11 protein-coding genes are annotated in these 16,834 nt (G+C 24.6%); 3 read left to right on the top strand and 8 right to left on the bottom strand.

The window, feature by feature from the left end:
- Window positions 1–7: 7 nt before the first annotated feature.
- From H0H47_RS00145 to H0H47_RS00135, 3 genes are all read right to left on the bottom strand, one after another.
- Window positions 8–2,032, bottom strand: coding sequence for an HD family phosphohydrolase (locus tag H0H47_RS00145; protein WP_185866042.1), 2,025 nt, complete (start codon window positions 2,030–2,032; stop codon window positions 8–10).
- An 89-nt stretch (window positions 2,033–2,121) separates the two neighbouring features.
- On the bottom strand, window positions 2,122–2,658 hold the full coding sequence (locus H0H47_RS00140; RefSeq protein WP_185866041.1) for an Lrp/AsnC family transcriptional regulator: 537 nt from the start codon (window positions 2,656–2,658) through the stop codon (window positions 2,122–2,124).
- Window positions 2,659–2,684: 26 nt separating this feature from the next.
- Window positions 2,685–6,695, bottom strand: a complete 4,011-nt coding sequence (locus tag H0H47_RS00135) for a translocation/assembly module TamB domain-containing protein (RefSeq protein WP_185866278.1) — start codon at window positions 6,693–6,695, stop codon at window positions 2,685–2,687.
- 24 nt (window positions 6,696–6,719) lie between these two features.
- On the opposite strand from H0H47_RS00135, the gene tsaD reads away from it, so the two are divergent.
- Window positions 6,720–7,751, top strand: coding sequence for a tRNA (adenosine(37)-N6)-threonylcarbamoyltransferase complex transferase subunit TsaD (gene tsaD, locus H0H47_RS00130; RefSeq protein ID WP_185866040.1), 1,032 nt, complete (start codon window positions 6,720–6,722; stop codon window positions 7,749–7,751).
- A 15-nt stretch (window positions 7,752–7,766) separates the two neighbouring features.
- Here tsaD and gcvP read toward each other — a convergent pair whose 3' ends face one another.
- Complete coding sequence (gcvP, locus tag H0H47_RS00125; protein WP_185866039.1) at window positions 7,767–10,646, bottom strand: aminomethyl-transferring glycine dehydrogenase; 2,880 nt, start codon at window positions 10,644–10,646, stop codon at window positions 7,767–7,769.
- A 95-nt stretch (window positions 10,647–10,741) separates the two neighbouring features.
- Here gcvP and mdh point away from each other — a divergent pair, with 95 nt between their 5' ends.
- On the top strand, window positions 10,742–11,668 hold the full coding sequence (gene mdh, locus H0H47_RS00120; protein ID WP_185866038.1) for a malate dehydrogenase: 927 nt from the start codon (window positions 10,742–10,744) through the stop codon (window positions 11,666–11,668).
- Window positions 11,669–11,701: 33 nt separating this feature from the next.
- Here mdh and H0H47_RS00115 read toward each other — a convergent pair whose 3' ends face one another.
- A complete protein-coding gene (locus H0H47_RS00115; protein ID WP_185866037.1) occupies window positions 11,702–12,328 on the bottom strand; it encodes a thiamine diphosphokinase in 627 nt (208 codons plus the stop codon).
- Window positions 12,312–13,052, bottom strand: a complete 741-nt coding sequence (gene lptB / locus H0H47_RS00110) for an LPS export ABC transporter ATP-binding protein (RefSeq protein ID WP_185866036.1) — start codon at window positions 13,050–13,052, stop codon at window positions 12,312–12,314. The genes H0H47_RS00115 and lptB overlap by 17 nt, the downstream gene beginning before the upstream one ends.
- Before the next feature lie 51 nt (window positions 13,053–13,103).
- Here lptB and H0H47_RS00105 point away from each other — a divergent pair, with 51 nt between their 5' ends.
- Window positions 13,104–14,342, top strand: a complete 1,239-nt coding sequence (locus tag H0H47_RS00105; RefSeq protein ID WP_185866035.1) for a peptidylprolyl isomerase — start codon at window positions 13,104–13,106, stop codon at window positions 14,340–14,342.
- Here the strand turns inward: H0H47_RS00105 and H0H47_RS00100 are convergent.
- The gene (locus tag H0H47_RS00100) at window positions 14,339–16,090 is read right to left on the bottom strand and encodes an ABC transporter ATP-binding protein (RefSeq protein ID WP_185866034.1); all 1,752 of its coding nucleotides are present in this window, start codon (window positions 16,088–16,090) and stop codon (window positions 14,339–14,341) included. The two genes, H0H47_RS00105 and H0H47_RS00100, sit on opposite strands and share 4 nt — an antisense overlap.
- The gene (truA, locus tag H0H47_RS00095) at window positions 16,087–16,830 is read right to left on the bottom strand and encodes a tRNA pseudouridine(38-40) synthase TruA (RefSeq protein ID WP_185866033.1); all 744 of its coding nucleotides are present in this window, start codon (window positions 16,828–16,830) and stop codon (window positions 16,087–16,089) included. Before truA ends, H0H47_RS00100 begins: the two co-directional genes overlap by 4 nt.
- Window positions 16,831–16,834 lie beyond the last annotated feature (4 nt).

Below are 16,834 nucleotides of genomic sequence, written 5' to 3'. Positions count from 1 at the left end.
CAAATAATTAGGGGTTAGGATATTCTATTCTAGTATGGTAAATATTTATTAGTTTTTTTTTAAGAACTTTTTTTATTTTTTCTATTTCTTTTAAAGTGATGTCCGCGTTAGAAAACTGATTTTCTTTTTTTTGTTTATTAATAACATTTTCTACCAAGTTTTCCAAATCTTTAGAAGATGGATTTTTAATACTTTTCGAAGCTGCTTCTACAGAGTCTGCTATCATAACAATAGCCGTTTCTTTGGAAAAAGGCTTAGGACCAGAATATTGGAATTGTTTTTTATCCACTTTTATATTTGGAAATTTTTCTTTTTGTTTTTCGTAAAAATAATGAATAATACTATTTCCATGATGTGTACGTATAAAATCAGTTACAGAATCAGGCAAATAATATTTTTTTGCTAGATCAATTCCAATTGGAACATGTTCTAAAATAATTTTTGCACTTTCTTTTGGACTTAATCTTTCATGTGGGTTAATTATATCATGTTGATTTTCAATAAAAAATTTTGATTTTTTTATTTTTCCTATATCATGATAAATAGATCCTATTCTTACCAATAATGAATGTGCTCCAATAGAAACAGCTGCTTCTTCTGCAAGATTTGCTACTGTTAAAACATGTTGTAAAGTTCCTGGTGCTTTTTGAGATAATAATCTTAATATAGGAGTGTTCGTGTCCGATAATTCTAATAATGAAATATCAGAAGTAAGATTTAATAATTTTTCGAAAAGGAATATTAATGGATGAACAAATAAAGTTAAAACTCCATTAAAAAAGAATAATGAAAAAGTATGCAAAGAAATTTTTTCTAAAGACCCTTCACTAATTAAAGTAAGTGAACTAAAAGTAATTATATAAGTAATAGTTATTTTTCCCACAGCAATAAAAAGGTTCGCCATTTTATAAATGTTTTTTTTTGTTAACAAGACTAAAAAACCTGTAGTGACTTGAAGGAAAGTAAATTCAAAACTATTTGGTGTAATTAAGGACAACAATAAAATACTTGTTAAGTGAATAATAATGCTTAAGTGAAAATTGAAAAAAGCGCGAATGCTTATAGGAAGTACACAAAAAGGGATTAAATATAATATTTTGGAATTATATTTTAAAATTATAATAGTAATCAATGAGATAAGAAATATATTAATAATTAAAAAATTCATCTCTCTATTATTATGAAATATCTTATTTTGAAAATAAAAAATATATAATATAAATAGAGTGAAGATCATACTAATTATGAAAAAATATCCTATAAGAAGACAATAATCTTTTTTTTTATTCCATACTTTATTTTCATATTCTTTTTTGAAAGAAGATAGAACTTGAAATTGATTTTCATCTATTATTTCATTATTTCTGATAATTTTATCTCCTTTTGCAAAAGAATATTTTATTTTACTGATAGATTTAATTTTTTCATGATAAAAAAATTCAGTATAATTTTGGTTATAAAAAAAATTTGGAACAATAATTTTTTTTAAAATTCTTTTTATAATTTTTGCACGATAACTATTATTATTCAATAAATTTTTCTCAATAATATTATTTACCTTTTTGTAAGTATAAATTTTTTTGCATAAAATTGGAATCCATTTTTTGTTTTTTTGAAAAAAAATTATAGAAATCTTATTCTGTTCCGGAATAAAATCTATATATCCATATTTATACACAGTATTTACTGTTTTATAAACAATTCTGGAATAATATTTACTTTTTTTTAGAAATTTAATTTTTTTTAGCTTTTTTTTTATGTTTTTAACTATTTTTTTGTTTTGAACAAAAAATAGTTTCTGATCTTCTCTCAATTTTTTTATTTCTAAGTCTAAATCTTGACTATTTTTTTGAACAACAAAGCCAAATGGAGAAAATAAATCTCTATAAGTCCAATTTTTTCCCTTTGAAAATTCATATTGAAAAATATCTTTTTTTGGGAAAAAAAATGTCAATGATAAGACTACAATAATTGGGATTAAAATCTTATCTGCAATATTTTTATATGTATAAAACTTTAAGAAGCTAGCCATTGCCTAAAAAATTGAAACTATGCAATTTTTTCGGAAGGATGAAATTCTGATTTTAAGAAGAAGTATCAAACAATTATAATAATTATCAATTATGTTATGATAATATCATTATGTTTTTTTTTATAAGATGATTGATTTTTTTGTAAAATATTGGATAATAATCTGTTTTCATCATTAATACTTTCTTCCAAACAAATAGTAGATTCCGTTCTAAGAACCCCTTTTATCTCTCCAATTTTAGAAATAACATCTCTAGCATCTGAAGGATCTCTAGCAATAATTCTGCAAAAAAGATTGTATTTTCCTGATGTGATATATAATTGGACTACATTAGGAATTTTTTTTAATTCTTCTTTTACTAATTTAGATTCTCGTGAATCTGATAAAATTCCAACAAAAGCTATTAAATGAAAACCCAAAGATTCATATCCAATAATCAAAGTACTTCCCTTTATAATACCTGCATCTTCTAATTTTTTTACTCTGACATGAACAGTTCCAACGGATAGTGGCTTGATTTCTTTACTAATCTGTTTACTGATTTCTGTATATGGGGTTCTAGCATTTATATTTAATTTTCTGACAATGGTATTGTCTATTTCATCTGTATTATATCTTAGAATCATTTTTTTATTTTTTTTGAATAAAGGTATTAAAAATACCAAGATACAAAACTTTCTTTTGAAGAAATAGGTTCTTGTTTTTCAATAAGTAATCTTATATTTTTATCATTCGATAGATTTTTGTTCTTATGATATAAAGAAAAAAAATAATTGAACGTTTCTTTTTTTTGAAAGAAATTAAAATTTAAAGATTGATTGATATATGAATCTAATAATATTTTCTTTAGTTTTTTTAAAAAAAATTCGAGAACAGAAAAGTATAAAAAATTTTTTATGGTCTCATTTTTTAGAAAAAATTTTCCTAATATTAGAATGGATAAAAATTGTATTGTTTTTTCTTCAAAAGAGTTCAGTTTACTAAATAATTTTTTTTGAGTTTCTTCATTACTTTTAGGAAATAAAATTTCCATATTAATATTAGGTTTTTGTATTTTTCCATAAATATTGATTCTTAATTCTGCAAATATCATTCCCTTATGAGGTTTTTCAGATTCTGTAAAATTTATATACTCAGAAATTTTTGAGACAGACTTGGTCTCATAAGCAATTAAATTGATATTGGATTGATCAAAATTATTTTTCCAAGTAATAAAACCTCCTGGTTTTATTTTAAATTCTTTTTCCAATTTTAGAATTGGTATTTTTTCTCGGATAGAAAAATGATATAATCCATCTATTACAAAATATTTTCCACTGGTTTCAACATTTTTTTTATATGTTTTTCTTAAAGAAAGAGAACCTTCTCCTTTTAATTCAATAAAATTTTCTAAATTTTCGTCTAAAAATATTGATACTTTTGTGTTTCTTTTTACATTTGTTTTAATGTCTATTAATAAAAAATCATTATCTCCCTTGTGATTTCGGTTTTGATTTTTTTGATTTTGAAATTTTTGACCTTTTGGATTAATGTATAAATGAGAAGAACTTAAAATTTTTCCATTTTTCATAGAAACGTGAACTTTATTTTCTTTTTTCGTTATTTGAATTTTTCCATGAGTCAATATTTTTCCAAATAAAAAACGATCTCGTTCTCCATATGTATCTAAAACAAGTAAATTTTTTGTGTTTATAGATAATTCAAAATTCCATTTGATAAAATTTTTGTGTAAAAAACATCCATTTATATATCCTTGAGTATTATATTTAGTATCCTTAAAATAAGAAGAAGATAATGAAATACAGGATTCAGAAACGATATTTACATAAGATTTACTTGTGATTTCATAATCTGTATTTATAGAATTTATTTTGATTCCAAACTTTTTAAGTTCTAATCTTCCAAAATAATGAGGATTGTCTATATTTCCAAATATTTTTATTTTTCCTGTCAAAAAACCTCTTGCTTCACTATTCATTTTTTTCCAAAAAAAGGAAAAATTATCCATTTTTAAGTTTTTAACATTGATATTTAAATCGAGTATGGATTGATTTTTTGATTCGTTGTTAATATTTCCATTTATTTTCAATATGTCATGAGTATTTTTTTTAAGAACTCCATTAATCTTATAATTTTTATCCTTATGAAAGGAATGAACATAAAAGTTTCCTAAAATTTTTTTTCCAATTGAAAAATCGGAAATTTTTACATGTAAATTAGGTTCAATTTGATTATATTTTCTTTTATAGGAAAAAAAACCGTTTAAGAAACCATCTATATTATTTTTAAATATTATTTTTTTTAACTGCACGTCTTTGAAATAAAATTGAAATGTTTTTTCTTTTTTTTCAATAAAATCCGCGTTCACAATAATTTCTTGTTTTTCTGAAGATAAAATAATATTTTTTATGGTATATCTTCTTTTAATGAGGTCTATTTTTATTATTCCCAAATTATTATTAATCTTCCAATCATATCCATTGATGCTTAATTTAGAAAGTAAAGGGAAAAAAATGAATAAATTTTTTTTATTCTTACAAATGAAATTCAATATTTGTTCTTTGTATTTTTGTTTTTTTAACTTTAATAAAAATTTAGAATTAATCATCCAAAAATTTTCTAGACTCAAAATAGATACATTTATTTTCTTTGAAAAAAAATCTTTGTAAGTAATTTTTTCTGTATCAATTTTTATCCATTTTCTAAAAGAAGAAGAATTAACTATTATAAATAGTTTTTCAAAATAAATTCCATTCCATTGGACTGATTCTGTAAAAAAAATTGTTTTAAATACGTTCTTCTCTTTTTTTCCTGAAATTCGAATATCAGAAAAAGTATTTCTATCTTTTTTCTGTTTTATGAAATTGAAAAAGGATTTTTTTATCAGAAAATTAAAATTCACGTATTCTATCTCTTTTTTGCAGGAATTTTTTAATTCAAAAATATCTTTTGGGATAATAGTTAATAAATGTTCCCATTTAAAATGTCCATAAATCTGACCAATTATCATATCATATATATTGATACTAATTTTTTTAAATTTTTGATTATTGATTAACATTACTTTAATTCCTTTGTGAACTCGATTTTTATAGTCATCTATTCTTAAATAGATTTTATTGAAGTGTGAATGAATTTTTCCTTTTAAATTAATTTGATATCCTGAATGAGAGAGAAACAGATTTAAAAAAAATTTTGATAGATTTCCTTTTAAATTAATAAAAATCCAAAAATCAGATAATAAATATTTATTTATAAAAAGAGGAATACCTGATGGAATTAAAAAAAAACTTTTTTTCTTGTCTTTGAATAAAACTTTGAATAAAAAAAGAAGATATTTTTTTTCGATTGTAATTTTACTTACATATTTAACATCATGATTATGACTCATAAAATTAATATAAGTTGATACTTTAGCTGCCAAAAAATGATTTTGAATAATTCCTTCTATTTTTAAACTTTTTTTCCCTTCTCCAATTTTTTCTCTAAAAATTAAATTCCCTTTGTATATCCATTTTTTTAAATTCAAATTAACTTCTTTTATAAAATTTAATTTTGAATGGAAGTTGTATGGAATTATTTGACTTATTTGATGAGGATAAAATTGAATAAAAGATTTAAAAAATTTAATCTCTTTCCATTCTTGATTTAAAGAAATATAAATACTCTTTGCAAACAATCTATTTTCTTGTAAATCCTTTATAAAAATATTAGAAAGAAAAAGTCTTTTATTCAGACCATTAAATTTTCCGTTTATATTTCCTTGAATAAATAATCTAAAATTAGAAGACCATTTTTTGGAAAAAAATATTCCTAAATCAGGTCCTAATTTTGATCCTTTAAAAATTTCACATCGTATGCTTTTTTTGGAAAAAAATTCTTTATTTTTTTCATATTCATATTTATCGTCATTGAAAATAGAAAAGGATCCTTTTAGAAAACTATTGGATGTTTTTATAAAAAAGTCACGAATTTCTAATTTTGCAGGATAATCATATGTTAAATTGCAAAACAAGTTTTTTATGCAAAATTTTTTTTTATTTATAAATTCTTGAGATTGAAAAGAAAAAATAGAAGCTTTTATTTTTCGATTTTTGATTTGAATATTTTTTATATAACTAGAAAAGAAATGATTGAATTTTTTTTTGGAATCTATATAGATCAAATGAGATTTATTTATCCTTAGCTTAGAACAAGTAATTATTTTGATATTCATTTTATTTGATTCTTGATTCAGAAAAATATTTCTGATAAAAAAAAGGATATTATTTTCTTTTTCTTTGAAATATTTTCTGATAAAAAAAGAAGAATTGTCAATAATTAAATTTTTTATATTTAAATATCTAGAATTGATAAAAATAAAACGAAATAAATTATTAATGGATATTTTACATTGAGATAAATGAATAAAAGAAAAATGATGATGATCTCTAATTTTGACATCATAAAAAATAAGTTCTTTTTCAAAAAAATTAAATGAAATGTGTTTTATTGAAATTTCATTTCCTAATTTTTCTCTTACTTTTTTCAAAAAAAACGTTGATACTTTTTCTTGTACTTTTTTTTGATCATAAATATTTATAATCAATAATGCCAATGAAAAAATCAAAAAAATTATTATTTTTTTTCTGGTAAAAAATTTATACAAAAAAGCATTGTTCATTTTCAAAGATATTGTTATTTTATTATGAAAAAAAAACCTATTATTATCGGGATAGAATCATCATGTGATGAAACGGCTGTTTCTATTATTAAAAATAGAGATGTCTTATCTAATATTATCATTCATCAAGATATCCATAAAAAATATGGAGGTGTAGTTCCAGAATTAGCTTCAAGACTACATGAAAAAAATATTATTACAGCTGTAAATCAGTCAATAGATTCAGCAAGAATTAAAAAAAATCAAATTGATGCTGTTTCCTTTACTTTAGGACCAGGATTGATAGGATCTTTATTAGTAGGGGCTTCTTTTGCAAAGTCTTTTTCAATGGGGTTAGAGATTCCTTTATTAACTGTAAATCATGTACAAGCCCATATACTTGCTCATTTCATAAAAAATGCTAATATGAACAATTCTTATCCTAAATTTCCATTTTTAGGTTTAGTCATAAGTGGAGGACATACTCAACTTGTGAAAGTGAATGATTTTTTTCAAATGGAAATATTAGGATCTACTTTAGATGATTCTATAGGGAATACTTTGGATAAAGTAGCTAGAATATTGGGTTTTCATTATCCTGGAGGCCCTATGATAGAACTTTTTTCTAAAAATGGAAATTGTAATAAATTTGTTTTTTCAAAACCATCAGTAAATGGGTTAAATTTCAGTTTTAGTGGATTCCAAAGTAATGTTTTACAATTTTTCAAAAAAAAATTAAAAAAAAATCCATTGTTTATAAAACAAAATATATCTGATATTTGTGCTTCTATCCAGAGAATAATAGCAGAAATTCTTTTAGAAAAAGTTCAAAAAGCAACTTTAAAAACTGGAATTTATAGAATAGTTTTAGCAGGTGGGGTCTCCGCAAATTGTGAAATTAGACGAATGTTTATATCTTTTGCAAAAGAAAACAAAAAATGTGAAATCTTTATTCCAAAGAAAAAATATACCACGGACAATGGAGCGATGATAGCTATTACAGGACTATTAAAATATGAAAAAAATTTATTTGATTCGATTCATGTTTCTCCATATTCTAAATTTAAAACATTTTAAAAATATATACATGTACTAAGTACATGTACATATCAAATTTCTATCTCCGTATCCATCATCAACACGACAAACTGATGGCCAAAATTTCCTTTTTCTAACCCAAAATAATGGATATGCAGCTTTTTCTCTACTATAAGAATATTTCCAATCATTATTAGTTAGCAATTCTATACTGTGCGGAGCGTTTTTGAATACATTTTCTTTTTTAGAAAATTTACCATCTTCGATTTCTTGAATTTCTTTTCGTATATTGATAAGTGTTTCAATAAAACGATCTAATTCTTCTTTAGATTCACTTTCCGTAGGTTCTATCATCATACATCCTTCTACAGGAAAAGATATAGTAGGAGCATGATATCCGTAATCCATCATTCTTTTTGCTATATCTACAATCTCTATTCCTAGAGATTTGAACATCCTACAATCTATAATTAATTCGTGTGCCACTGCATTGTTTTTTCCTACATATAATATGTTATAAAATCTTTTTAATTTTTCTTTTATATAATTTGCATTCAGTATAGATATTTCTGTACACTTTCTAAGTCCATCTGGACCTAATAAACGAATATAAGCATAGGAAATTGTAAGAATCAAAGAGGATCCATATGGAGAAGAGGATATCGTCAATTTATCTTTTTCTCCTTTTTCAAAAAAAGGATGATCAGGAAGAAAAGGCTTCAAATGTGAAGAGACACAAATAGGACCCATTCCAGGGCCTCCTCCACCATGAGGAATAGCAAAAGTTTTATGAAGATTTAGATGACAAACATCCACTCCCAAATGTGCTGGTTTTATTAAACCAACTTGAGCATTCATATTTGCTCCATCCATGTATACTTGCCCTCCATTTTCATGAATGATATCTATGATTTCCTGAATATTTATTTCATATACACCGTGAGTAGAAGGATAAGTGATCATTAAAACAGATAAAAAATTTTTATATTCTTTCACTTTTTTGAATAAATCATTTCTATCAATAGACCCATCATTTTTTGTAGAAATTAAAATAACTTTCATTCCTGCCATGTTTGCTGAAGCCGGATTCGTTCCATGAGAAGAAGAAGGAATTAATGCTATATTCCTTTTTGACTCTTGTAATGAATGATGATAAGATTTTATAACCATAAGTCCAGCATATTCTCCCTGAGCACCTGAATTAGGTTGTAAAGAGACTCCAGAAAATCCAGTTATTTCTTTTAAATATTTTTTTAAATTATGAATGACAAAGTGATATCCCATTGCTTGTTGATCAGGAACAAAAGGATGAACATTCCTCCATTCATGTTGGCTTAAAGAAAATAATTCCGTAGAAGCATTCAGTTTCATAGTGCATGAACCAAGCGGAATCATAGAATGATTTAAAGAAAGATCTTTTCTTTCTAGTCGTTTTATATAACGCATCAATTCATTTTCTGAATAAAATTTATGAAAAATTTCATGTTTCAAAAAATCAGAAGTTCTTTTTAAAGAACTAGGAATTTTATGTTTTTCATGAATTTTTTTTATATCATCATATTTTTTTCTTTTTTTATAAATAGAAACTTCATGAAATATGGATAAAATATGATCTATATCTTCTTTACATGTGGTTTCATCTAAAGTAATGGTTATATGATTTCTATCTACATACCTAAAATTGGTTTTTTTCCGATCTGAAACTTTTTTTAGTTTCTCTATAAAATCAGTTTTTATTCTAATAGTATCAAAATAAAATTTGTTTACTTGATAAAGATTATTTATATTATTAACCAATAAAAATTCTAATTTTTTAGCATATTCATGAATGCTTTTAGCTATTTCTATTAATCCTTCTTTTCCATGATATAAAGCATACATAGAAGCCATTATAGCAGGCAAAACTTGTGATGTACAAATATTTGAAGTTGCTTTTTCTCTTTTTATATGTTGTTCTCTAGTTTGTAAAGCCATGCGAAATGCTTTTCTGTTTTGCCTATCTATAGACATTCCAATTATTCTACCAGGAATAAAACGTTTATATTTTTCATGAGTAGAAAAAAAAGCAGCGTGAGGTCCACCATATCCCATAGGAACCCCAAAAGATTGGCTAGATCCTACAACAACATCAGCCCCCCATTCTCCAGGAGGTTTCAATAAGGATAAAGATAAAATATCTGCAGAAACAATTACTGATATATTGTTTTTTTTTGCATATTCAATTGTTTCACCATAATCATATATTTCACCTAAACAAGAAGGATAAGAAATAATCAATCCAAATATATTTTCCACTTTATATTTATTTTTCAGAAAATTCTTATGACTATCTCTTATAATGTGTATTCCTAAACCAAAACATCTTGTTTTTAAAACTGCAAAAGTTTGTGGAAGAATTTCGTCTGAAACAAAAAATGAATAGTTATTATTGATCTGTTTCCTTTTTATTTTTTCTTGAAAAATCATAAACATTGCATCTGCAGCAGCTGTAGATTCATCTAACATGGATGCATTACTTATTTTCATTCCAGTAAGATCAGAAATCATAGTTTGAAAATTGATCAAAGCTTCTAAACGTCCTTGAGATATTTCTGATTGATAAGGAGTATAAGGAGTATACCAACTTGGATTTTCTAAAATATTTCTTTGAATAACGCTTGGAGTAATAGTATTCCGGTATCCTAATCCTATATAGGAACGGTAAATTTTATTTTTTTTACTGATTTTATCAATGTGTTTTAAATATTGATATTCAGAAATAGAATTTGGTAGATTTAATTTCTTTTTTAAACGTATTTCTTTAGGTATAGTTTTTTTGATAAAATCCTTAATAGAGGAACATTGCAATTCTTTCAACATCTCGTTAATTTCATAACAAGACGGTCCTATATGTCTGTGATAGAATTTTTTTTTTCTGACGTAATCCTCTTTCATAAAAATAGAAATTGTGTTTATCTTTAAAGATTACAAATTTAGGTAAATATTTAAGCTAACCTAAAATTAATAACATACAAAGTAAAAAAAAGAACATGAAAGTTACTATTATTGGAGCAGGAAACGTAGGAGCCTCTTGTGCTAGTCTATTAGCTCAAAAAGATATAGTTAAAAAAATTGTTTTATTAGATATTAGAGAAAAATTTACTGAAGGAAAAAGTTTGGACATTTCTCAAATGCTTACTCTTGTAAGATCAAATACTCAAGTAATTGGAATTACTAATGATTATTCAAAATCAGAAAATTCTGAAATAGTTGTTATCACTTGTGGTCTTCCTAGAAAACCTGGAATGAGTAGAGACAATCTTGTTCAGACTAATGCAGAAATTATTCGTACTGTTACGAAAAAATCTATTTTTTTTTCTCCAAAAGCTAAATTTATCATTGTATCAAATCCATTAGATGTCATGGCATACGTTAGTTATATTACTGCTAAAATTGATTCATCTCGTGTAATTGGAATGGCTGGAATATTAGACTCTACAAGATATCGTTATTTTTTATCGAAGAAATTAAAATTATCATCTCACGATATACAATCCTTATTATTAGGAGGACATGGAGATACAATGGTCCCTTTATATAGATACACTTCTATATCTGGAATCCCCATACAAGAATTTATATCAGAAGAAGAAAATAACGTTATTGTTGAAAAAACAAAAAAAGGAGGAGAGGAAGTAGTCAATTTATTAGGCACATCTGCTTGGATGGCTCCTGGGGCCTCTGTTGTACAAATGGTAGAAGCTATTTTAAAAGATTCTAAACGTATTTTTTCATGCTCAGCTTTTTTGAAAGGAGAGTATAATTTAAAAAATATATATTTGGGAGTTCCAGTTATTTTAGGAAAATCTGGAATAGAAAAAATTATAGAATTGCAATTAAATGAAAAAGAAAAAAATCTTTTAACTCAGTCTGCTAATCATGTAAAAAAAATGATAGATAGATTGAAATATTTTTAGATTTTCAAAAAATGTAGAAATTAGAAAAAATTTTTATTTTTCTATAAATACTAGCAATTCTCCTTTTCTGTAATTTATTTCTATTCTTTCTCCATCAGATTCGTTTCTGATACCTATATTTTTCCCTATTTTTAAAAAACCTTTTTTGATAGGATACTTAAGACCATGAGTTTGTAACCCTTCTACTTCAGGAAATGGAAACAAAGAGACCTTCTTATTTTTTTTCTGATAAAAAAAAGTTTTTTTATCAGAAAAAAAATAAGAATGATATTTGTCATGAAATATAATAGACAATTTTTTTTTATATTTTAAAGCCGTAGATAAATTTCCCAAAAAATGATCTTGCTCTCTTCCACTAGCGCCCCAAACATTGATATTCAAAAATCCTTTCTGATAAATTATATTTAGAGCTTTTTCAAAATCAGTGTATTTTTGATCATAAGCAGTCAAAAAATTGTTCCCTAAAGGAATATTTTTTTTTAAAAGAGAGTCAAAATCTCCGATGATGTAATCCACTGAAATTCCTGATTTATTTAAGTAATAAAAAGCCCCATCAACAGCAAATATTTTTTTATAAAAAGAAAAATTTTTCCATAAAAAAGGAGGAGGCTCTCCATTCAGAAATAGTCCTACTTCTGGATTTTTAAAACGATGATTCATTTTTATAAAACGATTTACGATTTCCTAAATAAACTTTTTTTACCAAAGAATCTTGCATTATTTCCATAGTTAATCCATGTTTTAAAATCTCACCTTCAAACATTAAATAAATTCTATCTGTTATCGTAAAAATTTCTTGCACGTTATGATCTGTAATTAATATTCCTATATTTTTTTTCTTCAGAGAAATAATAATTCTTTGCAACTCTTCTATAGCTATTGGATCTATTCCAGAAAAAGGTTCATCTAAAAGAATAAACTGAGGATTTGTAGACAGACATCTGGCTATTTCGGTACGTCTTCTTTCCCCTCCAGAAAGAAGATCCCCTCGATGAGTTTTTATATGTTGTAACCCCAGTTCTTCAATTAGTTTTTCTGTTATTTTTCTTCTTTCTTTATAAAATTTTTTTTGCATTTCTAATATGCACAAAATATTGTCTTCTACAGATAACTTTCTAAATATAGAAGGTTCTTGCGACAAATATCCAATTCCTTTTTTAGAACGTTGATACATTGGTTTTTCTGTAATATTTTCTTCACAAAGAAAAATTTTTCCTTGATCCGGCTTTATAAGTCCTACTATCATATAAAAAGAAGTTGTTTTTCCGGCTCCATTGGGCCCAATTAATCCTACTATTTCCCCTTTATTTAATTTAAAAGAAACATTTTTAACTACATATTTTTTTTTATATTTTTTATATAGATTTTTAGCCATTAAAGTCATAATATTATAATTTTTTTGTATTATTAGTTATTGGAATAAAAAATTAATCTGATGAAAAAAAGTCTCAAAAAATATTCTTTATTTTTCTTCTTTTTCTTCATATTCATAATATATAGGAATCATTTTTCTTATTCTTTTGAAAAATTAGGAGGAATTTATGCCATAATAGGAGATGAGATTATTTTAGATTCAGAAATAAAAACTAAGAACCAAAAAAACTGTTTAGATGATCTTTTGATTGAAAAACTAATGCTTTACCATGCAAAAAAAGATTCAAGTATACAAATCATAGATCAAGAATTAGAATTGAAAACCCAAGAATTATTTTCAGAAATGAGTAATAAATATGCAGATCAAGAAGAATTTTTAATACAATTTAGGAAAAAAAACTTTATTCAAAAATTAACAGAAACAGTCAAAAATCATCAATATATAGAAAAATTTTATCAAAAAATAACGGATAATATAGAGATATCTCCTCAAGAAGTGAAATATTTTTTTACTAAAAACAAGAATAAAATTCCTTTCGTTCCCAAAAAAATGTATATTTCTTATATAGTTTTTTATCCAAAATTAAGTCAAATTAATAGAAAAAAAATTACCGACTCTTTAAAAAAAATTAAAAAAGAAATCCATTCTGATATGGATTTTTCTATTCAAGCTATTTTGTTCTCTGAAGAGAATTATTCAGCATGGAATGGAGGGTTAATTCAAGGAATTAAAATAAATCGTCTTTCAAAAGAATTTAAACGTGTAGTTCTCTCTTTATCAGAAGAGGAAATATCTGAACCTTTTGAAACTGACTTAGGGTTTCATTTAATTAAATTGAATAAAAAAAGAAATGATGAAGTTGATATAAGACATATTTTAATTAAACCTAAATATACGAAAGATGAATTGAGAGAAACAAAATCATTTGTAGATTCGATTAAAAAAAGAATTGAAAATCTAAATTTTGAAAATTTGATGAACAAAGAAAAAGACAATCAAATTGTGAATTATTCAATATGGAATAATATTTGGGTTGAAGAAAATCAACTATCAAAAAACATGAAAAAAACATTAGATATTTTAAAAAAAGGAAAAATTTCTAATCCTTATCAAGAAATTGTAAACGGAAAAGAAGCATTTTTTATAGTCAAATTATTAGATAGCATTCCTTCTCATCCTATTTCTTTTGAAACAGATTATACAAGGTTAAAAACCCTTGTAAAAGACATGAAAAAAAAAGATATAATAAAAAATTGGGCAAAAAAAACATTAAAAAAAACTTATATTAAGTGTCCTTAATTTTCTTTTTGAAAAGATTCTTTATATAATTCTGCATAATATCCATTAAGTTGAATCAACTCTTGATGAGTTCCTTTTTCTACGATACATCCCTTATCTAGGGCTAATATTTTATCAGAATTTTCTAATGTAGAAAGACGGTGCGTAATAATGATCGAAGTTTTATGTTTGGTTAGAAAATCTGTAGCATGATAAATTTTTTTTTCTAACTCCTTATTTAAAGAAGCTGTAGCTTCATCTAATATAAGAATAGAATAAGGATGCATTTGAACTCTTAAAAAAGAAATTAATTGTTTTTCTCCAAGTGATAAAAAACCTCCTCTTTCTTTTACGATATATTGATAACCATCAGGAAATGATGTAATAAAATTATGAATTCCTATCTTTTTTGCCATATTTTCTATTTTATCAATACTAATTGAAGGATCACCTAGTGTAATATTATTTATAATAGAATCATTAAATAAAAATGTATCTTGTGTAACTACCTTTATATGAGATCTTAAATTTTCTAATTCTATATCTTGAATAGAATGTCCATCAATCCAAATATTCCCTTTATTAATTTCATATAATCTAGAAATTAAATGAGTAATCGTAGATTTTCCGGATCCTGTAGCTCCTACTATAGAGACCTTTTCTCCAGGTTGAATTTCAAAAGAAATTCCATTTAAAACCATTTCGTTTTCAATATATGAAAAATGAACATTATTAAATACAATATGTCCTTTTAGGTTTCTTAAACGCAAGTTCCCCTTATTAATGATGATTTCATCAGAATTTAATATAGAAAATATTCTTTCTATCCCGGCAATTCCTCTTTGTATAATATTAAATCGATCTGCTATTTGTCGCATAGGACGAAAAAGAAGATAGATAAAAAAAATAAAAGCAATAATTTGCCCTGGTTTTACATTTCCTTTTTCAATTGCATGAAATCCTCCATAAAATATAACAATACTTATTGTCACTGCAGAAACAAGTTCTACGATAGGAAAAAAAATAGAAAAGTAAAAAATAGTCTTAAAATGAGCATTCATCAATTCACAATTGATAGACTTAAATTTTAAGTATTCTTCTTTTTCTTTATGAAAAAGTTGAATAACAGACATTCCTATAATGTTTTCTTGCAAAAAACTATTCAAACGTGAAGTTTGTACTCGTTCTTCATGAAAAGTTTTTTTTAGTGTTTTTTGAAAAAATCGAGTGAGGATATACATAAAAGGAATAGTAAAAAAAACAATGAAAGATAATTTTTTATGTACTGTAAACATTATTATTATAATCATAACAATTCTTAAAACGTCTCCAGAAACAAGTAAAATTCCATCATTAAATATGACAGTTATAGTTTCTATATCTGATATGGAATAAGATACTAGTTTTCCTATTGGAGTTTTATTAAAGAAAGAATTTTTAAAATGCAACAGTTTTTCAAATAAAAGAATTCTTATTTTTTCAATAACATTTTGAGCTAATACATTCGAGAGATATAATAAAATAAAATGAAATATGCTTTCTAAGAAAAGAAGGAGAAGAATCAACATCAATATATTTTTCAGTCCAAAGAAATCCTTATAAAGGATATGAATATCTATAGCTTTTTGGATTAACTTGGGACGATAAGCAGAAATAAAAGATATTAATACAGAAGTAATAATTGTTGCTATCAATATTAATTTATAATCTAAACTAATTTTGATAAGCTGTTTCAAGTAAGATCCTTTCATTTTTAAATTTTCTTTCATAAAAAAATATCTTCTGGATAAATAATTCTGGTAAGAAATAGTCCGCATGCAGGAACTATTGATCTACAATAATTAGAATTTTTAGATTCTATGATTTTGACAAATTCACTAATGCTAATTTTGTTTCTTCCAACATCAATAAGTGTACCAATAATGCATCTAACCATAGATCTTAAAAATCTATTAGATTCAATAGTAAAACAGAAGAGATCATTATCAATAGACCAACAGGCATGACTGATTTTACATATATTATTTCCCGTTTCAGAAGTTTTTTTTTTGCAAAAAGAACTAAAATCTTTATATCGCATTAATTCCTTAGAAGCTATATTCATTCGATGAATATTTAATGGATAAAAACAATACCAAGAAAAATCTTGAAAAAATGGGTTTTTTTTACGTGTTAAATAATATTTATACGTTCGTTTTATAGCATTAAATCTTGCATGAATATTTTCTTTTACTGGAAAAATATTTAATACTTTAATAGATTTTGGTAGAAAAATATTTAATTTTTCTATTAAGTTATTAGTAATTTTTCCTTCATAATCAAAATGCGCAAACATTTGCTTAGCATGTACTCCTTTATCTGTTCTTCCAGCACCTATGACATTGATAGACTTTTTTAACAATTTAGATAAACAATATTCTAAATTTCCCTCTACTGTACTTCCTTTTTTTTGGATTTGCCATCCATAAAAATATTTACCATTATAAGCTAATTCAATGAAAAATCTCAATTAC

Origin of the sequence: Blattabacterium cuenoti (assembly GCF_014252075.1) — a bacterium.
In the GTDB taxonomy this organism is placed as follows: domain Bacteria; phylum Bacteroidota; class Bacteroidia; order Flavobacteriales; family Blattabacteriaceae; genus Blattabacterium; species Blattabacterium cuenoti_AC.
This window is presented reverse-complemented; position numbering and strand designations above follow the sequence as displayed.

What these genes read in the sequence shown, in the direction of transcription:
- tsaD (WP_185866040.1), top strand. Translation starts at nt 6,720, where the DNA reads ATGAAAAAAAAACCTATTATTATCGGGATAGAATCATCATGTGATGAA.
- lptB (WP_185866036.1), bottom strand. Translation starts at nt 13,052, where the DNA reads ATGACTTTAATGGCTAAAAATCTATATAAAAAATATAAAAAAAAATAT.
- H0H47_RS00145 (WP_185866042.1), bottom strand. Translation starts at nt 2,032, where the DNA reads ATGGCTAGCTTCTTAAAGTTTTATACATATAAAAATATTGCAGATAAG.
- H0H47_RS00100 (WP_185866034.1), bottom strand. Translation starts at nt 16,090, where the DNA reads ATGAAAGAAAATTTAAAAATGAAAGGATCTTACTTGAAACAGCTTATC.
- mdh (WP_185866038.1), top strand. Translation starts at nt 10,742, where the DNA reads ATGAAAGTTACTATTATTGGAGCAGGAAACGTAGGAGCCTCTTGTGCT.
- H0H47_RS00135 (WP_185866278.1), bottom strand. Translation starts at nt 6,695, where the DNA reads ATGAACAATGCTTTTTTGTATAAATTTTTTACCAGAAAAAAAATAATA.
- gcvP (WP_185866039.1), bottom strand. Translation starts at nt 10,646, where the DNA reads ATGAAAGAGGATTACGTCAGAAAAAAAAAATTCTATCACAGACATATA.
- H0H47_RS00115 (WP_185866037.1), bottom strand. Translation starts at nt 12,328, where the DNA reads ATGAATCATCGTTTTAAAAATCCAGAAGTAGGACTATTTCTGAATGGA.
- H0H47_RS00140 (WP_185866041.1), bottom strand. Translation starts at nt 2,658, where the DNA reads ATGATTCTAAGATATAATACAGATGAAATAGACAATACCATTGTCAGA.
- H0H47_RS00105 (WP_185866035.1), top strand. Translation starts at nt 13,104, where the DNA reads ATGAAAAAAAGTCTCAAAAAATATTCTTTATTTTTCTTCTTTTTCTTC.